The following is a 21,052-nucleotide window of genomic DNA, read 5'->3' on the forward strand; positions in this document are numbered from 1 at the left end:
AAACCCGGAACGCAGTTCCCGAAGTGCGCATCATCTGCGCATGAACGCGATCAGATCCGGGGTGTACCCGTACCGAGAGATCGAACGGATGATCGGCCGCGCCCGCTTGAACGACCTGATCCGGCGCGGCCACGCCGAACAGCTCCGTCGGGGCTGGTACCGAATCGGCGAGGCGCGCAGTGACGACGTCGCCGCGGTCCGCCGCGGCGGTGTAGTGAGTTGCATGTCGGCCCTCAGACGCCACGGCGTCTGGGTTCCCGCCGACGACCGGCTCCACGTCCGCGGCAACTCGTGGGCGGTGCAGCACCTTCGAGGACCGTTCTGCAGGCAGTTCGGGCGGCCCGTTCCGGAGGCCGGCGCAGTCGACGACCTCCCGACCGCACTGCGACACGCGGCTCGCTGCCTCGATGCTGAGGGATTTGTGGTCGTTTGCGATTCGGTGCTGAACCTGCGACTGATGCACATCGAGGAGCTCGAGTACCTGTTCCGCGACGCTCCGAAGTCCGTCCGACTGCTGATCGATGAGTGCGATCCGAACGCCGAGTCAGGCCCGGAGTCGATGGCTCGCCGACGACTGCGCACTCACCGCGTCCCCGTGCGAACGCAGGTGAAGATCGACGGAGTCGGCCGGGTCGACCTCCTCATCGGCGACTACCTGATCATCGAGATCGACGGCTGGGAGATCCACGGCGACCGGCCGCACTTCCAGTCCGACCGGACGCGCGACGCGACCGCCTTCGACCTCGGCTATCACACGCTCCGCTTCACCTACGACGACATCGTCTTCCGATGGAAGGCAACCCTCGCGAAGATCATCCGGGCCGTCCGCAACGGCGCTCACATGCGTCCGGCGCAGCGCGCACAGCATTGACCGCTCACGCGTGTCGCCCGAACTTCTCGGCCGGAAGCCGCCGAATCGGTCAATGCTGTGCGCGAGCCCGGAGTCACACCCCGGCGCCCGGCGCGAACTCCTCCAGCATGTCGGTCACCAGCGCTGCGATCGGCGACCGCTCGCTCCTGGTGAGGGTCACGTGTGCGAACAGCGGATGGCCCTTGAGCTTCTCGATCACCGCGGCGACACCGTCATGGCGGCCGACGCGCAGGTTGTCGCGCTGCGCGACATCGTGCGTCAGCACCACGCGCGACCCCGACCCGAGCCGCGAGAGCACCGTGAGCAGCACGTTGCGCTCGAGCGACTGCGCTTCGTCGACGATCACGAAGGAATCGTGCAGCGACCGTCCGCGGATGTGCGTCAGCGGCAGAACCTCGAGCATGCCCCTCGACAGGACCTCGTCGACCACCTCGGTCGACACCAGTCCCTCCAGCGTGTCGAAGACGGCCTGCGCCCACGGCCCCATCTTCTCGGCCTCGCCTCCGGGCAGGTAGCCCAGTTGCTGACCGCCGACCGCGTACAGCGGGCGAAAGACGACCACTTTGCGCTGAGTGCGACGCTCGAGCACCGCCTCCAGACCCGCGCACAGGGCCAGCGCCGACTTGCCGGTGCCGGCCTTGCCGCCCAGGGAGACGATCCCGACGGATTCGTCGAGCAGCAGGTCGAGCGCCACGCGCTGTTCCGCCGACCGGCCGCGCAGGCCGAACGCCTCGCGGTCGCCGCGGACGAGCTGTACCTGTTTGGTCTCGGTGACGCGGCCCAGCGCACTCTGCCCGTTACCGACCATCCGCACGCCCGTGTGGCAGGGCAGTTCCCGCGCCTCGTCGAGATCGATCAGCCCGTCGGCGAACAGGGCGTCGATCGCCGTGTCGGCGACGTCGATCTCGTCCATTCCGGTCCATCCCGAGACCACCACGTCCTGGGCGTGGTACTCGTCGGCGGCGAGGCCGACCGCGCCCGCCTTGACGCGCAGCGGGGTGTCCTTCGAGACCAGCGTGACGTCGCGGCCCTCCGCACGCAGATTGAGCGCGCAGGCCAGGATCCGCGAGTCGTTCGTGTCGTTGCGGAAACCGGCGGGCAGGACCGTCGGGTCGGTGTGGTTGAGCTCCACCTGCACGGTTCCGCCCTCGTCGCCGATCGAGATCGGCAGATCGAGACGTTCGTGTCTGACTCGCAGGTCGTCGAGCAGGCGAAGTGCCTGACGCGCGAACCAGCCGAGTTCGCTGTGGTGGCGTTTGCCCTCGAGTTCGCTGATGACGACCAGCGGGAGCACTACGTGATGCTCCGCGAAGCGGGTCACCGCCCACGGGTCGGACAGCAGGACGGAGGTATCGAGGACGTAGGTGCGAACGGTCACGTCGGACTCCTAGTCGCCCGTGCAGCCCCGCACGGAACGAGTTTGTCTGAGCAGCCGGTCGGCTCGTGCCTGCTCGATCTCCACCTGCCGGCGGTCAACCGAAGTCGGCGAGAGCCGGGGCCGGCCCTCTCGTGACACCTGTGTCGTTCACGAATCGAACCTCCCGAACGAACCGCTTCCCCGCGGCCCGTTAAGGCCCAACGTACGCTGCGTCACATCTCCGAGTGGCCAAGCGCAGTCGGCGCGTCGGTGAAGGTTGAGTTACCGAACGACGACGCCGAGCGATCTCTCGTCACACCACGGATCAGCGGCAACTTCAGCACCACGACAGCGGTCGACGGGCGTCGCGCCCGTCGACCGGTCACCAATGGTGGATCGACCGCCGCCGGGACGTGCGGGGCGGTTCGCCGCGCGACGCCTTACGGACGCGGGTGTCTGTGAATCGGCTCGGGCCGGGAACGACGATCTCCCGGACCCGATTCCGGGGCCTGCAGGGAGTCAGTGCCCGGCAGCCTTCGCGAGAATCCGGGCACGCGCGGACTCGGCCTCGGCGCTGAGCTCCTGAAGGCTCTCCAGCTTGAGCTCCGAGGCCAGCTTCGCCGCGATCGCGGCGTCGGTCGAGACGTCTTCGAAGTCCGAGATGAAATCGCGCTGCGCGTCGAAGTCGGCGATGTCGGAACCGATGTGCTCGATCCCGGCGAGCGCCTTGTCGACGGCCAGGACGGTGGACTCCTGGTCCGCTACCACGCCCGCCATCAGGAAGGCCTGGAACGTCGCGGCCTGCACGGCGTCGTCGGTCTGGATCTTGGTCAGGATCTGAGTCAGGTTCTCGTCGTCGACGTAGCCCAGCAGCTTCTCGATGAACGTGACGCACTGGTTCTCGTGGACCGCGAGCAGGGCCAGGACGTCCATCGGTCCAAGGTTCTCGATGGCCTCGGGCGACTGCCGCCAGCCGGCGACCACATGGATGCGACGACGGTTCTCGGCCTCCACCGGATCCACCGCCCGGGTCACCACCAGGTAGTCGCGCAGGACGATCGAGTGACGATTGTCCTCGGCGGTCCACACGCCGACCAGCTGTCGCCAATCGGAGAACGCGGGGAAGTGCATCGCGAGGACGCGATGGAACGAGGGCAGATTGTCCTTGGTGAGCAGCAGCGCCTGGAGTCCGGCCGCGGCGGTCTCGGGCAGCGTGGAATCGGACGGCACGTAGTCGTCACCGCCCAGGAAGGCGAAGTTGCGGCCCAGGTCCCAGGGGATCCAATCCGACGGCGTCCACGAGATGGCACCTTCGGCGTGCTCCTCCGCGATCTCCGGGAGCGCCTTCTCCAGCGCGTTGATCAACTCGTCATTGCTCAGTACAGCCACGACACCCACCCTAAACGACGGACGGCCCCCACCGAAACCAGGCGACGCCGGCCACTACGGGACCGGCGTCGCCTGGATTTCGGCTCGGATCAGGCCTGCGCGCTCATCAGACCCCAGTCCTCGAGGCCCTCGTACAGAGGCAGATCGAGAGCGAGCTTGCTGACGCGTGCACGAAGGGCCGAGACGTCGGCGCCCTTGCCCGCGGCGAGCGCGGTGCCGATGATGTCGGCGACCTCGGTGAACTCGGCGTCGCCGAATCCGCGCGTCGCGAGCGCCGGGGTGCCGATGCGCAGCCCGGAGGTCACCATCGGCGGGCGGGGGTCGAACGGCACGGCATTGCGGTTGACCGTGATGCCGACCTCGTGCAGCAGATCCTCGGCCTGCTGGCCGTCGAGGTCGGAGTTGCGCAGATCCACCAGCACGAGGTGGACGTCGGTGCCGCCGGTCAGGACCGAGACGCCGGCCTTGGTCACGTCGTCGGCCGTCAGGCGCTCGGCGAGGATCTTGGCGCCCGACAGGGTGCGGCGCTGGCGCTCGGCGAACTCCTCGCTCGCGGCGATCTTCAGCGCGACGGCCTTGGCCGCGATGACGTGCATCAGCGGTCCGCCCTGCTGGCCGGGGAACACCGCGGAGTTGAGCTTCTTGGCCCACTCCTGCTTGGCGAGGATCATGCCCGAGCGCGGACCGCCGAGAGTCTTGTGGACGGTGGTGGAGACGACGTCGGCGTGCGGCACCGGGCTCGGGTGCAGCCCGGCCGCGACCAGACCGGCGAAGTGCGCCATGTCGACCCAGAGGTGTGCGCCGACCTCATCCGCGATCTCGCGGAACGCGGCGAAGTCGAGGGTGCGCGGGTACGCCGACCATCCGGCGACGATCACCTTCGGACGGGTGTCGAGCGCGATCTTGCGCACCTCGTCCATGTCGACGCGGAAGTCCTCTTTGCTGACGCCGTAGAAGGCGTTCTCGTAGAGCTTGCCGGAGAAGTTGAGCCGCATGCCGTGGGTCAGGTGGCCGCCGTGCGCCAGATCGAGTCCGAGGAGCGTCTCCCCCGGTTCCATGAGAGCCTGCAGCACCGCGGCATTCGCCTGCGCACCCGCGTGCGGCTGGACGTTGGCGAAATCGGCGCCGAAGAGAGCCTTGGCGCGGTCGCGGGCGATGTCCTCGATCACGTCCACGTGTTCGCAGCCGCCGTAGTAGCGGCGTCCCGGGTAGCCCTCGGCGTACTTGTTGGTCAGCACGCTGCCCTGCGCCTGCAGGACGGCCCGGGGAACGAAGTTCTCCGACGCGATCATCTCCAGGGTGTCGCGCTGACGCGACAACTCGCCGTTCATGGCGGCGGCTACATCGGGATCCAGGTCGGCAAGGGACTGCGAAAACAGGCTCATGGCGCCCGATTCTACCTGCGTGTCTCCGCTCTCCACCGCGTCGGGTTCACGGGCGAACCGGCGGCCCGCTACGCGGCGAGTTCCCTGCGCAGCGACGCCGGGATCAGCGGCTCGTCCAGCAGTCGGCCGAACCGTGCCAGACGTTCCGGACCCGAGGGGCCGGCCCGATCGAGCCAGGTCTCGAGCAAGGCGTAGCCCTCGACGTAGGTGGAGATGTACGCGCGCCAGAGCGGCGAGGTGAGGAACCGGAGCATCTGGCGGGCCCGGTCAGGAGCCACGAGCAGCCAGCGCTGGAGGAAGGCCGCGACATCGTCGATGTCGTCGCCGCGATCGTGCAGCGCCAGGGCCGCGTCCTGACGCACCCGGATCAGACCGGCGGCCGCGGCCCCGACCGCGCGCGCCCGCTCGGGGTCGAAACGCAGCCCGAAGTCGGCGTAGATCTCCGCGGCCCACTCGTGCCACCCGGTGCCCTTGGCCGCCGCGAGCGCGTGGTCGGCGAGCCCCTCGGCCATCAGACACTGGGGCGTGTTGACCAGGAACACGGTGTGTTCGAGTTGTCCCGATCCGACCAGACCCTGTTCCTTGCGGCAGTGCTCGGTGTGGTGTCCCGGGTAGGCCTCGTGAGCGATCAGCCCCGGCAATGAGGACATGTACTGCGGCAGATCGGTGTTCACCGCGACCTTGGAACGGTAACCGCCCAGGTAGTAGTTGAAGCCCGACCACGGTTTGTCGCCGACCACTTCGAACTCGACGGTCTCCGCATCCGGCAGCGGGAAGGCGGTGCGCACCGTCTCGCGCAGACTGCCCGAGAACTCCGCGATCAGTTGCGCCACCGCGGCGGCCGGGATCTCGTCGGCCCGACGGTAGGCGGCGTACGCCTCGCGGAGCCGGTCGCCGGTCGCCCCCGGCACCCCGAGCGCCTCGGCCATCCCGGCGTGGGCCTCGCGGTAGACGGCCTCGTCGCCGGGCTCGATCCGGACGTCGAAGTACGCCTGGACCTCGTCGACGAACCCGACCTCCTCGCCCGCGAACTTGCGGGCCGAGCACTCGAGTGCACGCAAGTGGGCCCCGACGAACTCGGCCCGTTCGGCGGGCAGACCGGCCGGCAACTCGCGCTGCAGCGCGCGGGCGCGGTCCGCCAGCTCGGCCGGGTGCGGCGCGGGCGCGTTCTCGACCTCCACGCGCAATGCGGGATCACCGGTGTAGGCGTCGACGAATCCCTCTTCGAGGCGGTCGAACGCCAGCCCCAGCCGCAGGTACTCGGTCACCGGATCCGCGGACATGCCACCTGTCATGTGACCAACGCTACCGGCGACGCCCGGCTATCGTCTCCGCGACATCGGCGTCCCTGTAGCCTTACCCTCCATGGCGCGTCTATCCCACGACCGCGACCCCGGCCTGTACCTGGAACTCGACCGCAAGCAGTGGCGTGAGCTGCGGCAGTCGATGCCCATGGTGCTGAACGAGTCTGAACTCGACAAACTCGTCGGCCTCGGTGAGCAAGTCGATCTCAACGAGGTCGCTGAGGTCTACCTTCCGCTGTCCCGGTTGATCCACCTGCAGGTGGAGGCCAGACAGCGACTGTTCGCGGCGACGTCGACCTTCCTCGGCGAACGTCAGCGGAATCGACAGGTGCCCTTCGTGATCGGCATCGCCGGTTCGGTGGCCGTCGGCAAGTCGACCACCGCCCGCGTCCTGGCGACGCTGCTGTCGCGGTGGGAGACCCACCCGAAGGTCGACCTCGTCACCACCGACGGATTCCTACTGCCGACGGCGGAGTTGGAGCGGCGGGGCATCATGCACCGCAAGGGCTTTCCCGAGTCGTACGACCGCCGCGCGCTGCTGCGCTTCGTGACCGAGGTGAAGTCGGGCACGCCCGAGGTCTCGGCACCGGTCTACGACCACGTCAGTTACGACATCGTGCCCGGCGTGGTGCACTCGGTGCGCCAGCCCGACATCCTGATCGTCGAGGGCCTCAACGTCCTCCAGACCGGTCCCACCCTGACCGTCTCGGATCTGTTCGACTTCTCGATCTACGTCGACGCGAAGACCTCCGACATCGAGAAGTGGTACATCTCCCGATTCCTGCAGATGCGCACCGGTTCGTTCGCCGACCCCGAGTCGCATTTCCACTACTACTCGTCGCTGACCGACGAGCAGGCGACGATCGCGGCGCGCGACATCTGGACCTCCATCAACCGCCCGAACCTGATCGAGAACATCCTGCCGACGCGACCGCGGGCCACCCTCGTGCTGCGCAAAGACGGCAACCACGCGATCAACCGGGTGCGGCTGCGCAAACTCTGACGCCGGCCCGATGCCGACGAGCGCGGCCTCAGGCCGTGATCGGCGCGATCTCCGCGTTCGTCGCGGTCACCAGGTCGGCGGGAGCCAGCCGGATCTCCAGGCCGCGGCGGCCCCCGCTGCACAGCACCGAATCCCATTGCAGCGCAGACTCGTCGACGACGGTCCGCAGCGCGGTCTTCTGGCCCAGCGGCGACACACCGCCGAGGACGTAGCCGGTGGAGCGGGTCACTCTCGCCGCCTGCGCCATCTCCGCCTTCGGCGCTCCGAACGCCTTGGCCACCGCCTTCAACGACAGTTTCTCCGGCACCGGCAGGATCGCCACACCGAGTTCGCCGCCGAGGTCCACCACCAGGGTCTTGAGGATCTGCGCGGCGTCGACGCCGAGGGTCGACACCGTGACGGCGACCGCCTCGTCGCCGTAGTCGCCGCGTCGGCGGTCGTGTTTGTACCGGTGGACCTCGAAGGGCAGGCCCGCGCGCTCCAGCGCCGCGATGGCCGGCGTCGCCGCTGCCATCAGCGCCTCGCCAGCCACTGATCGAAAGTCGTCTCGGTGATCGCATCCGGGTGGTCCGGGACCAGTCCGCCCGAGCGCAGACCGGGTCCGCCGTAGTTGACGCCGAACACGAATCTCGGCGAACCCTTCTGCGCGGCTATCGCTTTGGCGGCGTCGGCCAGATCCATGACGGCCGGTCCAGCCACCGTCACACGGGCAGGTCGCGCAGTGTCCAGCACGACGTCGGCGAACATCTCGGCCACATCCTCGACCGCCGCGGGACGGCTGAGCATCCGGGGTGCTGCACCGATCGGACCGAAGGTGAGCATCGAGAGGAACTTCTGCGCCAGTGAGTACCACTGCGTCGACAGCACCGCGGTGGCCGTGCCGCCGAGGGTCTCGGCGTACACCGTCTCCTGCTCCGCCTTGCCGCGGTAGTGCCCCATCTTCCTGTTGACGACCGGGTCGGACGCACCGTAGATCGACAGGAACACCACTGCCGCGCCCGCAGCCTCCGCGGCGATCGAGATGTTCCGGGCCACGGCACCGAAGAATCGCACGGATTCGTCACCGCTTCGGGACAGCAGGCTGGTGGCGTCGACCACGACGTCGGCGCCCTCGCACGCCTGCGCCAGGCCCGAACCGGTGACCGCGTCCACGCCGGTCGCCCGATGCGCTCGGGTCACCTGCGCACCGCGGCGTTGCAGTATGTCGCTGAGCACCGAACCGAACTCCCCGCTGGCGCCGACGACGGTGACTCGCATGTTCTCAGCCCTCTCGTGGATTCTCGCCGCCGATCGACCTCATTTGCCGAAGCGGCGGTTACGTGCCGTGTAGTCCCGCAAGGCGCGCAGGAAGTCGACGCGCCGGAACTCAGGCCAGTAGGCGTCGGTGAACCAGATCTCCGAGTACGCGGACTGCCAGAGCAGAAATCCACTGAGGCGCTGCTCGCCCGAAGTCCGGATCACCAGGTCCGGATCGGGCGTCCCACTGGTGTAGAGGTGGGAGTCGATGCCCTCGACGGTCACCGCGTCCACCAGTTCCTCGGAGGACGCGCCCGCCGCCAGGGCCTCGATCAGCAATTGCTGTACCGCGTCGACGATCTCCTGCCGTCCGCCGTAGCCGACGGCCACGTTCACGGTCATGTCGGCCGCGCCCTCGGTGCGATCGGACGCCTCGCGCAGCCGTTGGGCCACCGCGGTCGGGAGCTGATCGAGGTTTCCGACGATCCGGACGCGCCAGTCGGCGTCGACGTCGGAGATCTCGTCCACGATGTCGGGGACTATCTCCATGAGCGCATCGAGCTCGTCCGAGTCGCGCGTGAGGTTCTCGGTCGAGAGCAGGTAGATGGTGACCGCTTCGATGCCCAGTTCCGAGCACCACCCGAGCATGTCGGCGATGCGCTGTGCGCCCACCCGGTGCCCGTGGCTGACGTCCTCGAAGCCGGCTTCCCGCGCCCACCGCCGGTTGCCGTCGCAGATGATCGCCACGTGCCGCGGAATGCGCTCGGGATCCATCAGCTGTACAAGCCGATGCTCGTAGACGCGCAGCATGCCTCCGCGTAGCCGGTCTGGGAGCAGTTTCACAGCCGTGATCCTACTCCGCCGGTAAGTTACCGGAGCGAAACTTACGGTACCGTAGGTTTCATGACGGACTCCTCGACGCCTACCAGGCCCGCAGGCCCCGCCGCCGGGGTCAAGCCCGTGCTGCGCGGAGTCATCCACACGTACGCCGCCTTCGTCGCGGCGGCCGTCGGCGTCGTGCTGATCGTCGGCACGGCGATGCACCGGAGCGCCCCCGCGGTGGTGGCAGTGGTCGTGTACGTGATCACCATCTGCGGGCTGTTCGGCACCAGCAGCGTGTACCACCGGATCGACTGGCGGACCCCCAGGGCGAGGATCGCCATGAAACGCGCCGACCATTCGATGATCTTCGTCTTCATCGCCGGCACCTACAGCCCGTTCTGCGTGATGGGTCTCGATTCGCCGACACGCTGGTGGGTGCTGGGCGTCGTGTGGGCCGGTGCCGTCGTCGGAGTGGCTCTCAAGATGATCTGGCCCGCCTCGCCGCGCTGGCTGGGAGTGGTGCTCTACATCGTGCTCGGGTGGGTGATCATCGCAGTCTCGCCGATGCTGGTCCACAACACCGGCGTCGCGGTCATCGTGCTGCTCGCCGTCGGCGGCGTGTTCTACAGCCTCGGCGGCGTTCTCTACGCCCTGCGCTGGCCCGAACCCTGGCCCGGAGTATTCGGCCATCATGAGGTGTTCCACGCCTGTACCGCCATCGCAGCGACCCTGCACTACATCGCCGTCTGGCTGGTGGTGATCGGCTGAGGCCGCCGGGCTAATCTGAGCGGGTGAACACGCCGATCCGCCTCTCGCGCCTGCGTGGCGCAGTGGTCGGCGGAACGTCCGCCGTCACCGGCGTGCTCGCCCACGCGACCGCGCAGGGCATGCTCCCCGAGACGTCGGTACTTCTGATGGTCGGAGCGGCCGCGGTGGCCGTGGGCATCGGCGTCCGCGCCGCGCCCAGCGTTCGGGCACTGCCCGCACTCGTGGCCGGCCAGGCACTGGTCCACCTGCTGCTCGTGCTCACCTCGGGTCATCACCATGACCTGTTCACCGCGCCGATGGCCGTCATGCACACCGCGGGCACCATAGCCGCACTGCTGCTGCTGTGCGGAGCCGAGATCCTGGTGCGGGCCGTCTCTGCGCTCGCCGTTCGCGCGAGCAGTCTGCGGCTGCGGCCCCGGACCGGCTACGCCGCCGTCGTCGTTCCCGCTCCCCCGCAAGCCGCACCGGCCGCGCTCGTCTTCCTCGGCGCCGTCGGACGCCGAGGCCCGCCCTTTTCGGTCTAGCAACCCACGTCATCACATCGCGTGCCGTCGACGGCGCGCGATGACTTCTGCTTGACCGAAAGGCACACCGTTGTCCACCACTCTGTCTTCGGCGACCCCGGAAACTCCGGACTCGCCGCCGAGACCCGCATCCACCCGCGCGACCCTCATCCGCCTCGTTCAGCGACTGCACTTCTACGCCGGCGTGCTGATCGCTCCGTTCCTGCTCATCGCCGCCGTCACCGGCGCTCTCTACGCCGTCTCCCCGTCGGCCGAGCAGTTGATCTACCGGCACCAACTGCACACGGACTCGTCCGGTCCGGCCAAGTCGGTCGCCGAGCAGGTCCGCGCCGCCCAGGCCGTACGCCCCGATCTCCAGGTCACGGCGGTGCAGCCGGCCACCGAACCCGGTGCCACCACTCGCGTGCTCTTCTCCGACCCGTCGCTCGGCGAGTCGGAGCGACTCGCCGTCTTCATCGACCCGGTGACCGGTGAGTCGCTCGGCCAGCTCGCGTCGTACGGGTCGTCCGGCGCGCTCCCGGTCCGTACGTGGATCGACCAACTCCACCGCAGTCTGCACCTCGGCGAACCGGGCAGGATGTACTCCGAGCTGGCCGCGTCGTGGCTGTGGGTCGTCGCGCTCGGCGGTCTGGTCATGTGGGCGGTCCAGGTCCGCAAGCGCCGCCGCGCGACCGGCAGTGGTTCCATGCTGCGCGGCCTTCCCCGCATGCGCGGCCGGGGCCGAACCATCAGCAGACACGGCGTCATCGGCACCTGGATCGCCGTGGCGCTGCTGTTCCTGTCGGCCACCGGCCTCACCTGGTCGACCTACGCGGGCGAACACGTCACCGAGCTGCGGTCGGCGCTGAATTGGACCACTCCGACCGTCGACTCGTCCCTCACCGGCACACCGCAGGCCGCCGGAGGCGAGCACGCCGATCATCAGATGAGCGGATCGGGCTCCATGTCCGGTGCCATGTCCTCGGCCGACGAGGTCGCGGGAATCGACGGCGCCATCGCTATCGCGCGTGCCAACGGCATCGGCGGGCAGGTGGAGGTGACGATCCCCGACAACGCCTCGACAGCCTTCGTCGTGGCCCAGAATCGCGTCCCGTGGCGGATGTCGACCAGCTCCATCGCCGTCGATCCGTCGCGCGACGCCGTGGTCGACGTCAACGACTTCTCCGACTGGCCGCTGGCCGCCAAGTTGTCCGCGTGGGGCATCCAGCTGCACATGGGGCTGCTGTTCGGCCTGGCCAATCAGCTCCTGCTGTTCGCGGTGATGATCGCGCTCATCGTCGCGATCGTGCTCGGTTACCGGTCGTGGTGGCAGCGGCGGTCGCGCACCCGCCGGATCGGTGCGCCCCCGGCACGTGGCGCGTTGCGGGAGCTCCCGTTGCCCCTCACGCTCGCGATCGCGGTGGCAGCGGTGGCCATCGGTTGGTTCATCCCGCTGCTCGGCTGGCCACTGCTGGCATTCCTGGTGGTCGACACAGTGATCGGCGCCGTCCGCACACGCGGTCTCGAATCAGCCGCATAGCTGATTCTCCGTCTACCCGGAACGGGCGAAAGGCGGCGAGGCATGGCGCGCCCGTACCCCGCTCCGGGTAGTCGCCGCTGAGGGTAGGGGTGCCGCTCGGCACCCCTACCGCGCGGCGCGCGCCAACCGGGCGAGCACTTCGGCCGACGCGTCCCATCCCATGCACTTGTCGGTGACCGACTGCCCGTACACCAGGTCGCCGCCGAGCGACTGCGCTCCCGGCACCAGGAAGCTCTCCAGCATCACACCCGAGAGCACCTGGTCCTCGCCCGCACGACGAGCCGCGGCGAACATCTCCGCGACCTCCACCGCGACCTCCGCCTGCCGCTCGTGATCCTTGCCCGAGTTCGCATGAGAGCAGTCGACCATCACCTTCGGCGACAGACCGGCCTCCGCGAGAGTCTGAACCGCGGAGTCCACCGAAGCCGCGTCGTAATTCGGGCCGGGCGTGCCACCGCGCAGGATGATGTGGCAGTCCTCGTTGCCCGAGGTGTGGACAACGGCGCCGCGACCGAAGTCGTCGACCCCGAAGAAGACGTGTTCGGCCGCCGCGGCCTTGACGCCGTCGATCGCGACCTGGACGTTGCCGTCGGTCCCGTTCTTGAAACCGACCGGCATCGACAGTCCCGACACCAGCTGGCGATGCACCTGCGATTCGGTGGTGCGAGCGCCGATCGCGCCCCAGGCGACGGTGTCCGCGATGTACTGCGGGCTGGTCGGCTCGAGGAATTCGCAGCCCACCGGCAGTCCCAGATCGATGACGTCGAGCAGCAGCGCGCGGGCCGTCCGCAGTCCGCGCTCGACGTCGAACGATCCGTCCATCCCGGGATCGTTGATCAGTCCCTTCCATCCCACGGTGGTGCGCGGCTTCTCGAAGTACACGCGCATCACGATCTTCAGCGCGTCGCGGTACTGCTCGGCGAGCGGCGCGAGGCGACGGGCGTAGTCGAGCGCGGCGACCGGATCGTGGACCGAGCAGGGCCCCACCACCACGATCATCCGATCGTCGTGGCCGGCGAGGATCGCCGCGATCTCCTCCCGATCGCGCTGCACGGCTTCGGCGCGACGCGCGGTCAGCGGAAGCTCACTGCGGAGAGCCTCCGGAGACGGGATCGGCGAGAACGCCGTCACCCGCCGGTCGGAGGTGGACGAACTCTGCCCACTGTCGGTGGTTGCGGCGTCGGTGGTGGTAGTCAAGGAAATGCCTTTCAGGTGTCATCCGCGAATCGGGCTGGTCCGCCGCTTCCGGATTCACGCCTGAGGCGCTCTGAGATACTCCCGAAACGACGAGAGCAGCGACCATCAGGTCACTGCTCAGGCTCCGGGAAGGTTGATGCGTGCGCGCGTTATCGCTTCATCTCGGCCCCACCCGGAGCCTTGATAAAGAAACGCCAATAGCGTGCGGACTGCATCACGCGACCGAGGCTAGCACAACCGCTTCCCCGGCCGCCAAATCGGCGGTCGGGGGTCACGGGATCGCGGCCAGCACGGTCTCCGCGTCGACGGCGGGCAGATCGCAGACGGTTCCGCGGCACACGTAGGCGGCGTCCAACCCGCCGACCGGTCCTCGATCCTCCAACAGCGGCAGCGAATCCCGTTCGCCGGCGACCACCACCACGCCGCCCGGCACGCCGCGCCGGATCTGCGCGGCGAGTTCGCCCGCGCTGTCGGCGGACTGAGCCACCGCCACCTGGACGGGCCCGGCCACTCGCGCGATCGCCACCGAAAGCCAATGCCCGGCCGAGCGCGGCGCCTTGGCGAGAATGAGTCCCGAGCGGCTCAGGGTCGCGTCGAGCAGTTCCCCGTAGCGTGCGGCATCGTCGACGGAGGGGACGAGAGTCGACGCCAGAAGCAACGCCTCGGCGGCCAGCGAGGCACCCGCCGGGGTGGCCCCGTCCACCGGATCGCGCGGACGGAGCAGCAGGCCGGTCGGATGGGCGTCGTACCAGGCGCCGAACGAATCCGGGTCGGCGAAGACCTCGATCATCTTCTCGATGACCGCCGACGCCGTTGTGCGCCAGCCGATCTCACCAGTCACCTGGTGCAGCGTCAGCAGCGCCGTCGCGAAGGCCGCGTAGTCGTCGAGACCGCCGAGGGGCGCCGCCGGCGTCCCGTCGAGCGACGACCGTCGCAACTCGTCCCCGACCAAGTGCACCTCGGCGAGGACCCGCGCGCATTCGGCGGCTCGCGCCACCCACCGCGGTCTTGCCAGCGCGGCGCCGGCCTCGGCCAAAGCCGTCACCGTCATCGCGTTCCACGCGGTCACCACCTTGTCGTCCCGGTCGGGCTGCGGTCGCCGGTCCCGTGCGGCGCGCAGACGCGACCGCACCGAGGCGTAACGGATCCGGTCGCCCGGGTCGCGGAGCAACTGCAGCGTGGAAGCCCCCTGCTCGAACGTCCCCCGACCGGTCACGGTGAACAGCGCCGCGGCCCACGCGCCGTCGTCGGGTCCGAGCACGTCGATGAGTTCGCCGGGGCGCCAGACGTAGGTGAGCCCTTCGACGCCTTCGGTGTCGGCATCGAGCGACGAGGCGAATCCCGACCCGGTCCACAGGTGCTCGTCGAGGAAGTCGGCGGTCTCCTCCGCCACCCGCAGCGCCAGCGCGTCACCGCGCCTCGCTAGATGGGCGTACGCGCGCAACAGCAGAGCGTTGTCGTAGAGCATCTTCTCGAAGTGCGGAACCACCCAGTCTGCGTCGACGGCATAGCGGGCGAAACCGCCCGCTAGCTGGTCGTATATGCCTCCGCGCGCCATCGCGTGGGCGGTGCGCGTGGCCACGGCACCTGCTTCGCCGAGACCCAGCAGTTCATCGGCGCGCAACAGTGCTTCCAGCAGGGCGGTGGGCGGGAACTTCGGCGCAGCGCCGAATCCGGACGAGCGCGGATCCTCGTCGGAACAGATCGCGCGGACCGCGTCGGCGAGCAGTTGTGCGTCCGGCGGCGGCCCGGTCGGCAGTGAGGCCGCGTTGGCGCGCAGGTGTTCTGCGATCTTGGTTCCTGCGACGATCACCTCGTCGCGCCGGTGATCCCAGGTCCGGGTGATCGCGTCCATCACCTCGGAGAATCCGGGCTGCCCGTTGCGGGGCGTGGGCGGAAAGTAGGTGCCGCAGTAGAACGGATCGGCGTCGGGTGTCAGGAAGCAGGTCATCGGCCACCCGCCCTGGCCGGTCATCGCGACCGTCGCGGCCATGTAGATCGCGTCGATGTCGGGACGTTCTTCTCGGTCCACCTTGATGCAGACGAAGTCCCGGTTCATCTGCGCGGCCAGCGTCTCGTTCTCGAAGGTCTCGTGCGCCATCACGTGACACCAGTGGCACGCGGCATACCCCACCGACAGCAGCACCGGGACGTCGCGGCGGCGCGCCTCGTCGAAGGCCTCCTCACCCCACTCCTGCCAGTGAACCGGGTTGGCGGCGTGCTGGCGCAGATAGGGGCTCGACGATTCACCGAGCCGATTACGAGCGCTATCCGCGGTCTGTGGATCCTCCACTGTTCTGGCCTCCATTGTCGTGGCCCGTGTTGTTCCGGTGTCCGTCACCGGCGCCGTTCTCGGCCTCGGCCGGTGTCGTCGACTCGGGTAGCCCGGCCGGGTCGTCGACTCGGTCGGTGCCGTCGTCGAAGGCCTGGTCCGGTGCAGGATTGTCGGCGTCGAAACTCTCGGGCAGCTTCTTGAGCTGCTTGTTCATCGACCGGATCAGCAAGAAGACGGCGATCAGCAGCAGGATGATGATCAGCAGGCCGATCGGCGACGCCTTGCCGAATTCCGGGCCTTTCGCCGGCTCGTCGGCCAGTAGCATCACCGCGTCAGAGGACAGGGACAGGACGTTCATTGCTGCTCAATTCCGGCGAAGAGATCGTTCTCCGGGAGGTCTGTGTGCACCCGGGTCTGCGCCAGCTCGAATTCTTCGGTCGGCCACAGTCGCTGCTGCCATTCCAGCGGGACAGCGAAGAAGAAGCCGTTGGGGTCGATCTGCGTCGCGTGTGCGCGGAGTGCGTCGTCGCGCTGCACGAAGTAGTCGCTGCACTCCACCTGGGTGGTGACGCGGCCCATCATGTCGCCTTGGTTACGGCGCCACTTGCTGAGCCATTCCTTGAACGGGTTCTCCTGACCGGCCTTCTCGAACTCGTCCGAGAACGCGAGGATCCGATCGCGGATGAAACCGTGCGTGTAATAGAGCTTGAGCGGCGTCCACGGATCGCCGGCCTCGGGGAACTGTTCCGGATCACCGGACGAGTCCCACGCCGCCATCGACACCTCGTGGCACTTGATGTGGTCGGGATGCGGGTAGCCGCCGTTCTCGTCGTAGGTGATGATCACGTGCGGACGGAACTCGCGGATCACCTTCACCAGACGCTCGTTGGCCTCCTCGAGCGGTACCAGCGCGAAGCATCCCTCCGGCAGCGGAGGCAGCGGGTCGCCCTCGGGCAGACCCGAGTCGACGAAGCCGAGCCACCGGTGCTGCACGCCGAGCGCCTTGGCCGCGGCAGCCATCTCGTCACGCCGGATCTGTGTGATGTTGTCCATCACTCCCGGGCGGTCCATCGCCGGGTTCAGGATGTCGCCGCGCTCCCCGCCGGTGAGGGTGACGACCATCACCTCGTGCCCCTGCGCTGCGTATTTGGCCAGAGTCGCCGCCGCTTTGCTCGACTCGTCGTCGGGATGTGCGTGCACAGCCATGAGCCGCAGCCCGTTCGCGCGTTCGGTCACGCTTCCTCACCTTCGCTTAGCTCCTACCCAACATGGTAGGTATTGACGCGTGAGCACATCAGACGGGGGCGCCGACCAGCAGAAGCCGCGCAGTGGCCCGCGGGCGACCTATCCGGCAGATCGGTCGCGGAGCAGCAAGCGCCGCTGGTTCTACGGGCTCGCCGTGCTCGTCGTCGTCGCGGGTGTCGGGATCGCATACCTCGGTTTCCGTCAGTTCGGCGATCCGGACGTCTCTGGACAGGCGACGGGTTACGAGCTCCTCTCGTCCGACCGCGTCGCCGTTCAGTACACCGTCAACCGCAACAGCCCGGACGACGCCGTCGTCTGCATCGTCCGCGCGCGCGCCAAGGACGGCGCCGAAGTGGGCCGCCGCGAGGTGCTGGTCCCCGCGGGCACCGAGGTGCAGGTCGGCGCCCGCACCGAGGTCGCGACGTCTCGGCCGCCGGTGATCGGCGAGGTGTTCGGCTGCACGCTCAACGTACCCCCCTACCTCTCCCCGAACGCATGACGCACGCCGGGAAGGCGGTCTTCGCCAAACTCGCCAGTCCGTACTACCCGGCGCTGACGGCGCTGTTCGTCGGCATCATGCTGATCAGCAACATCGCCGCCACCAAGGCCGTCGTCCTGTTCGACGACTGGCTGCACTTCGACCTCGGCCCTCTTCACGTCAACGGCCTGGTGACCGACGGGGCCTTCTTCCTGTTCCCGCTGAGCTACGTCATCGGCGACGTCATCAGCGAGGTCTACGGGTTCCGCGCGATGCGCCGGACCATCGCCTCCGGTTTCGCTGTGATCGTCCTCGCGTCCCTGTGCTTCTGGGTGGCGATCGAACTGCCCGCCGCAGACTTCTACGACGGCCAGTCCGGGTTCGAGTCGGTCCTCGGCACGGTTCCGCGGATCGTCGCCGCCGGGCTCGCCGGTTACGTCGTCGGCGAGCTGCTGAATTCCTTCGTGCTCGTGAAGATGAAGGAGCGGGCCGGGGAGCGGCACCTATGGGCCCGGCTGATCGGGTCCACCGTGGTCGGCGAGTTCTTCGACACGCTCGTGTTCTGTTCCATTGCCGCCACGGCGATCGGAATCAGCACGTGGTCGGACTTCATCAACTACGTCGTCATCGGTTTCGTGTGGAAGACGCTGGTGGAAGTGGTCGTCATGCCGATCACGTACGCCGTGGTCCGCTACCTCAAGCGGGCCGAGCCGAGCTATGCCGAAGCGCTCGCCGATGTTAGCCGAGTCACCTCGGATGTGCCTTAGAACACAGGCGCTGCTATCATTGGCTGTGCACGGCTCCGCGAGGGGCCGTGTTGCTGCATTTAGAGCAGTCCAAGCGGACAGATCGTCCAGTAGCGGACAGCAAAGGAGACCACAATGACCGATGCGGGTGTGACTTGGTTGACGCCGGAGTCGTACGAGCGCTTGAAGGGTGAGCTCGATTCGCTTATTGCGAATCGGCCGGTCATTGCCGCCGAGATCAACGAGCGCCGCGAAGAGGGCGACCTCAAGGAGAACGGCGGCTATCACGCAGCGCGCGAGGAGCAGGGCCAGCAGGAAGCGCGTATTCGCCAGCTGCAGGATCTGCTCAACAAGGCGAAGGTCGGCGAAGCCCCGAAGCAGTCGGGTGTGGCGCTCCCCGGCTCGGTCGTGACCGTCTACTACGACGGCGACGAGTCGGACAAGGAGACTTTCCTCATCGCCACCCGCGAGGAGGGTTCGGGCGACATCGAGATCTACTCGCCGAGCTCGCCGCTGGGCGCGGCTCTCATCGATGCGAAGGTCGGAGAGACTCGGACGTACACGGTCCCCAGCGGCGCCGAGATCAGTGTGACGCTGGTCAGCGCAGAGCCGTACCAGCCGTAAGTTCAGGCCGGAAAGGGCCGATCCGCACAGCGGATCGGCCCTTTCTCATGTCTGGACCCACTCCGAGGGAACGTCAGTACCGCCGGCCCGGAAAGTCGTCTGGGCGGGGCTCATCAGGCCGGTCGGGCGTCGTCTCGTCCGACTGCGCGAACTCATCCGCCAGCAGCCTCAGTAGCTCCGCCTCGACGTCGGAGAGCGCGTGGTTGGTCTCCTGCTCGGCCGCCCGCATCCCCGGCCGCGTATCAGCGCCGGGCATCAGATAGGTCGGTGGAACGTCGAGCGCCCGAGCGAGGCGGTACACCGTCGACATCAGCGGGTCGGCGATCCCCGACGCGCTGTTGCTGGTCGCTCGCTCCAGATTCGATACCGCGTTTCGGTGCAACCCGCACCGCTCCGCGAGCTCTTCCTGGGACAGGCCGCGCGCCTTCCGGACGGTCACCAGACGATGACCGAACGCGAACGCATAGGTATCCCACTCGAGGGATCCACGGTCGGCCGACAGCACAACAACCAATCTGACGACTGCACACCAGAATGTCCGCACACCACCGTGTGCGAGTGCCGTGACCTGCGCCTACGCGGCGAAATTTGTTGTCACAAAGGCATTTTCGAGATCGTCGCGCGAGTGAAGGCCAGTGCACGGTCGCAGATCTCGGAGGGCGGCGACGGTGGGACTACATGGAACATGACCAACGTGATCACACCTGCTCGGCCAGATTGGACGTAGGTGTCACAATCCTGACCCGAAGATGTGTAATGAACTCCGACAGTGCGACCGCCAATCTGAACGTCCGGTAGCCAAGAGTCAACCTCTGAAGAGTATCTCGCCTGGTTGGCCGCAAGGCTCACGGAATTCCCTACGAACTGGCTCACCGTCCAATCCGCTCGACCGAGAGCCGTCGACTTCCATCGACAGCCTCGCAAAGACTGGCCGTCCGTCCCTGCAGAATCGTTAACCGTCGATGGGTCGAGACCAAGGTCAACCAGGGCCTCATGCGACACGGCCGCACACGGTTCATAGGTGGTGCCGTCGTTCCGTTCGTTCCACCGATGGGGAAACGCGTTCTCGAAAGGGAGCGCCCCAGTCTCTGTCTGCTGTTGAAAGACCCCTACCGTTTCAGCGGATCGCACTTCTTCGCTTGCCTCACGGATGTGCGCACAACCGCCGGCGACGAACGTGAGCAGCAGAGCACCGAGTACTCTCGCTCCCCTTGTGCACACGCTAGGACACATGTCGGATCGCCACGTCATCCGCTTCCCGAAGACGCAGCTCTGCTGCAGTAGCAGTCTCGGCCAGCCCCGCTGCAGAGTCCGCCTGGCCATTCAGAGACTGAACACCATCACGGACCAGTATTTGAAGATTGTGGAAGAGTCCCTCGCCCTCCACACAACCTGTTCCGAAGTAGTTCGTTCGGATAACACTGCCGAGCGCCGTCGCCAACTCCCCCAACTCATCGGCGCACTCTTGCGCGACCTCCGCCCGTTTTCGCCAGAGTTCCTGCACGTAGACGAGTTCGCTCACTATGCCCTCCGGTACGCCGACGCGATGGAACGACATTCCGTAGCGGAGACCGTCACCCCCCAAATCGAGACGGTCTCCGCTCCGGAATCCCCTTCGCCATCAAGTCTGTTTTCGTGTTCATGAATTAGACGCACCAAACGCCCGATCGGTTCCACTTTTGCGCGAGAATTCTTTTCCAGCAACCGTTTTCGCTGGTCAAGAGACCAGCCAGAACAGCACCGGCGTGTCGGCGCACGGCTACACTGCGTACCCATGGCCTACGACCTGCAACCGTTCGACGAGTTCTACTTCGACACCGCGCCGATGAAGTACACCATCGATGTGCACATCCCCGTCGCTCCCGAGACCGCGTGGGCCGAGTTCACGCGCCAGAACACCCTGGACTGGTGCCGTGCACTGAACTCGGTCACGTACACATCGCCCGCGCCGTACGGCGTGGGCACCACACGCTCGGTGGCACTCGCCCCGGGCGTCGTGAAGATGGACGAGTACTTCTTCCTGTGGGACGAGGACTCCGAGACGTCGACGTACAAACACGGCTTCCACGGCGTGCGGGCGAACATCCCCGGACTCAGGAAGTTCGGCGAATACACCGGGGTGTCGCCGACCGAGCACGGCTCACGCCTTGTCTGGAAGTTCGCGATGGAACTCGGCGGCACCGGGCTGCCGCCGTTCCTGTCCGGTCCCATCGCCAACGGCGCCTTCGGCACGGTGAAGACCGACACCGTCAAGCATTTCGCGACCTTCAACGGCTGACACCGCGAGCCGTTCGCCACGGCTCACGGCG

The 21,052-nt window shown here is 67.6% G+C and carries 22 protein-coding genes; 9 read left to right on the forward strand and 13 right to left on the reverse strand.

The genetic code is table 11. From position 1 onward, the window contains the following. Window positions 1–40 precede the first annotated feature (40 nt). Entirely contained in the window at window positions 41–871 is an 831-nt protein-coding gene (locus tag Y710_RS08330; protein WP_062367134.1) for a DUF559 domain-containing protein, read from the forward strand. A 73-nt stretch (window positions 872–944) separates the two neighbouring features. On the opposite strand, the gene Y710_RS08335 is transcribed toward Y710_RS08330, so the two are convergent. The 4 genes from Y710_RS08335 to Y710_RS08350 all read right to left on the reverse strand — a co-directional run bounded on the left by Y710_RS08335 (window position 945) and on the right by Y710_RS08350 (window position 6,297). After that, window positions 945–2,249, reverse strand: coding sequence for a PhoH family protein (locus Y710_RS08335; RefSeq protein ID WP_006898034.1), 1,305 nt, complete (start codon window positions 2,247–2,249; stop codon window positions 945–947). A 498-nt stretch (window positions 2,250–2,747) separates the two neighbouring features. After that, complete coding sequence (locus tag Y710_RS08340) at window positions 2,748–3,617, reverse strand: acyl-ACP desaturase (protein ID WP_006898035.1); 870 nt, start codon at window positions 3,615–3,617, stop codon at window positions 2,748–2,750. An 89-nt stretch (window positions 3,618–3,706) separates the two neighbouring features. Beyond that, complete coding sequence (glyA, locus tag Y710_RS08345; protein WP_006898036.1) at window positions 3,707–5,002, reverse strand: serine hydroxymethyltransferase; 1,296 nt, start codon at window positions 5,000–5,002, stop codon at window positions 3,707–3,709. Between the two features lie 68 nt (window positions 5,003–5,070). Next, window positions 5,071–6,297 (reverse strand): hypothetical protein, encoded by a 1,227-nt coding sequence (locus Y710_RS08350; protein WP_062367136.1) that lies wholly within the window; start codon window positions 6,295–6,297, stop codon window positions 5,071–5,073. Window positions 6,298–6,367: 70 nt separating this feature from the next. On the opposite strand from Y710_RS08350, the gene coaA reads away from it, so the two are divergent. After that, window positions 6,368–7,309: a type I pantothenate kinase gene (coaA, locus tag Y710_RS08355; RefSeq protein ID WP_062367139.1), complete on the forward strand. Its 942-nt coding sequence runs from the start codon at window positions 6,368–6,370 to the stop codon at window positions 7,307–7,309. 28 nt (window positions 7,310–7,337) lie between these two features. Here the strand turns inward: coaA and Y710_RS08360 are convergent, their stop codons facing one another. Genes Y710_RS08360 through Y710_RS08370 form a run of 3 tightly spaced genes read right to left on the reverse strand, consistent with a single transcriptional unit; the run spans window position 7,338 to window position 9,388 of the window. Beyond that, window positions 7,338–7,823, reverse strand: a complete 486-nt coding sequence (locus tag Y710_RS08360) for an aminoacyl-tRNA deacylase (RefSeq protein WP_062367179.1) — start codon at window positions 7,821–7,823, stop codon at window positions 7,338–7,340. Further along, window positions 7,823–8,566 carry an SDR family oxidoreductase gene (locus Y710_RS08365; protein WP_062367141.1) on the reverse strand — a complete coding sequence of 248 codons (744 nt, stop codon included), beginning with the start codon at window positions 8,564–8,566 and terminating at the stop codon, window positions 7,823–7,825. The genes Y710_RS08360 and Y710_RS08365 overlap by 1 nt, the downstream gene beginning before the upstream one ends. Before the next feature lie 39 nt (window positions 8,567–8,605). After that, window positions 8,606–9,388, reverse strand: coding sequence for an isoprenyl transferase (locus tag Y710_RS08370; RefSeq protein WP_006898042.1), 783 nt, complete (start codon window positions 9,386–9,388; stop codon window positions 8,606–8,608). A gap of 60 nt (window positions 9,389–9,448) precedes the next feature. Here Y710_RS08370 and Y710_RS08375 point away from each other — a divergent pair, with 60 nt between their 5' ends. The 3 genes from Y710_RS08375 (at window position 9,449) to Y710_RS08385 (ending at window position 12,178) form a co-directional block, all read left to right on the forward strand. Next, window positions 9,449–10,135: a PAQR family membrane homeostasis protein TrhA gene (locus tag Y710_RS08375; protein WP_062367143.1), complete on the forward strand. Its 687-nt coding sequence runs from the start codon at window positions 9,449–9,451 to the stop codon at window positions 10,133–10,135. A 23-nt stretch (window positions 10,136–10,158) separates the two neighbouring features. Then, window positions 10,159–10,659, forward strand: a complete 501-nt coding sequence (locus Y710_RS08380) for a hypothetical protein (protein WP_006898044.1) — start codon at window positions 10,159–10,161, stop codon at window positions 10,657–10,659. 70 nt (window positions 10,660–10,729) lie between these two features. Further along, the gene (locus Y710_RS08385; RefSeq protein WP_062367145.1) at window positions 10,730–12,178 is read left to right on the forward strand and encodes a PepSY-associated TM helix domain-containing protein; all 1,449 of its coding nucleotides are present in this window, start codon (window positions 10,730–10,732) and stop codon (window positions 12,176–12,178) included. Between the two features lie 105 nt (window positions 12,179–12,283). On the opposite strand, the gene Y710_RS08390 is transcribed toward Y710_RS08385, so the two are convergent. From Y710_RS08390 to mca, 4 genes are all read right to left on the reverse strand, one after another. Further along, the gene (locus tag Y710_RS08390) at window positions 12,284–13,375 is read right to left on the reverse strand and encodes a 3-deoxy-7-phosphoheptulonate synthase (RefSeq protein WP_006898046.1); all 1,092 of its coding nucleotides are present in this window, start codon (window positions 13,373–13,375) and stop codon (window positions 12,284–12,286) included. A gap of 271 nt (window positions 13,376–13,646) precedes the next feature. Next, entirely contained in the window at window positions 13,647–15,683 is a 2,037-nt protein-coding gene (locus tag Y710_RS08395) for a thioredoxin domain-containing protein (protein ID WP_062367147.1), read from the reverse strand. Then, entirely contained in the window at window positions 15,643–16,008 is a 366-nt protein-coding gene (locus tag Y710_RS19085; protein WP_006898048.1) for a hypothetical protein, read from the reverse strand. Before Y710_RS19085 ends, Y710_RS08395 begins: the two co-directional genes overlap by 41 nt. Beyond that, on the reverse strand, window positions 16,005–16,856 hold the full coding sequence (gene mca / locus Y710_RS08405) for a mycothiol conjugate amidase Mca (RefSeq protein ID WP_045537340.1): 852 nt from the start codon (window positions 16,854–16,856) through the stop codon (window positions 16,005–16,007). The genes Y710_RS19085 and mca overlap by 4 nt, the downstream gene beginning before the upstream one ends. Before the next feature lie 79 nt (window positions 16,857–16,935). Here mca and Y710_RS08410 point away from each other — a divergent pair, with 79 nt between their 5' ends. The 3 genes from Y710_RS08410 to greA all read left to right on the forward strand — a co-directional run bounded on the left by Y710_RS08410 (window position 16,936) and on the right by greA (window position 18,743). Continuing rightward, window positions 16,936–17,394 (forward strand): DUF4307 domain-containing protein, encoded by a 459-nt coding sequence (locus tag Y710_RS08410; RefSeq protein WP_006898050.1) that lies wholly within the window; start codon window positions 16,936–16,938, stop codon window positions 17,392–17,394. Next, complete coding sequence (locus Y710_RS08415) at window positions 17,391–18,140, forward strand: queuosine precursor transporter (RefSeq protein ID WP_006898051.1); 750 nt, start codon at window positions 17,391–17,393, stop codon at window positions 18,138–18,140. The genes Y710_RS08410 and Y710_RS08415 overlap by 4 nt, the downstream gene beginning before the upstream one ends. A gap of 114 nt (window positions 18,141–18,254) precedes the next feature. Then, a complete protein-coding gene (greA, locus tag Y710_RS08420) occupies window positions 18,255–18,743 on the forward strand; it encodes a transcription elongation factor GreA (RefSeq protein ID WP_006898052.1) in 489 nt (162 codons plus the stop codon). 73 nt (window positions 18,744–18,816) lie between these two features. On the opposite strand, the gene Y710_RS08425 is transcribed toward greA, so the two are convergent. Next, a complete protein-coding gene (locus tag Y710_RS08425) occupies window positions 18,817–19,248 on the reverse strand; it encodes a helix-turn-helix domain-containing protein (protein ID WP_006898053.1) in 432 nt (143 codons plus the stop codon). Window positions 19,249–19,965: 717 nt separating this feature from the next. Beyond that, complete coding sequence (locus tag Y710_RS08430) at window positions 19,966–20,265, reverse strand: hypothetical protein (protein ID WP_197462924.1); 300 nt, start codon at window positions 20,263–20,265, stop codon at window positions 19,966–19,968. Between the two features lie 252 nt (window positions 20,266–20,517). Between Y710_RS08430 and Y710_RS08435 the strand changes: the two genes are divergently transcribed. Then, on the forward strand, window positions 20,518–21,021 hold the full coding sequence (locus tag Y710_RS08435; protein WP_062367151.1) for an SRPBCC family protein: 504 nt from the start codon (window positions 20,518–20,520) through the stop codon (window positions 21,019–21,021). Window positions 21,022–21,052 lie beyond the last annotated feature (31 nt).

The sequence above is a fragment of the Gordonia sp. QH-12 genome, assembly GCF_001578675.1.
Lineage (GTDB): Bacteria > Actinomycetota > Actinomycetes > Mycobacteriales > Mycobacteriaceae > Gordonia > Gordonia sihwensis.

Coding starts and splice junctions, on each gene's coding strand:
- Y710_RS08350 (WP_062367136.1), bottom strand. CDS start 6,297: ATGACAGGTGGCATGTCCGCGGATCCGGTGACCGAGTACCTGCGGCTG.
- greA (WP_006898052.1), top strand. CDS start 18,255: ATGACCGATGCGGGTGTGACTTGGTTGACGCCGGAGTCGTACGAGCGC.
- Y710_RS08360 (WP_062367179.1), bottom strand. CDS start 7,823: ATGGCAGCGGCGACGCCGGCCATCGCGGCGCTGGAGCGCGCGGGCCTG.
- Y710_RS19085 (WP_006898048.1), bottom strand. CDS start 16,008: ATGAACGTCCTGTCCCTGTCCTCTGACGCGGTGATGCTACTGGCCGAC.
- Y710_RS08330 (WP_062367134.1), top strand. CDS start 41: ATGAACGCGATCAGATCCGGGGTGTACCCGTACCGAGAGATCGAACGG.
- glyA (WP_006898036.1), bottom strand. CDS start 5,002: ATGAGCCTGTTTTCGCAGTCCCTTGCCGACCTGGATCCCGATGTAGCC.
- Y710_RS08365 (WP_062367141.1), bottom strand. CDS start 8,566: ATGCGAGTCACCGTCGTCGGCGCCAGCGGGGAGTTCGGTTCGGTGCTC.
- Y710_RS08415 (WP_006898051.1), top strand. CDS start 17,391: ATGACGCACGCCGGGAAGGCGGTCTTCGCCAAACTCGCCAGTCCGTAC.
- Y710_RS08375 (WP_062367143.1), top strand. CDS start 9,449: ATGACGGACTCCTCGACGCCTACCAGGCCCGCAGGCCCCGCCGCCGGG.
- Y710_RS08395 (WP_062367147.1), bottom strand. CDS start 15,683: ATGGAGGCCAGAACAGTGGAGGATCCACAGACCGCGGATAGCGCTCGT.
- mca (WP_045537340.1), bottom strand. CDS start 16,856: ATGGCTGTGCACGCACATCCCGACGACGAGTCGAGCAAAGCGGCGGCG.
- coaA (WP_062367139.1), top strand. CDS start 6,368: ATGGCGCGTCTATCCCACGACCGCGACCCCGGCCTGTACCTGGAACTC.
- Y710_RS08435 (WP_062367151.1), top strand. CDS start 20,518: ATGGCCTACGACCTGCAACCGTTCGACGAGTTCTACTTCGACACCGCG.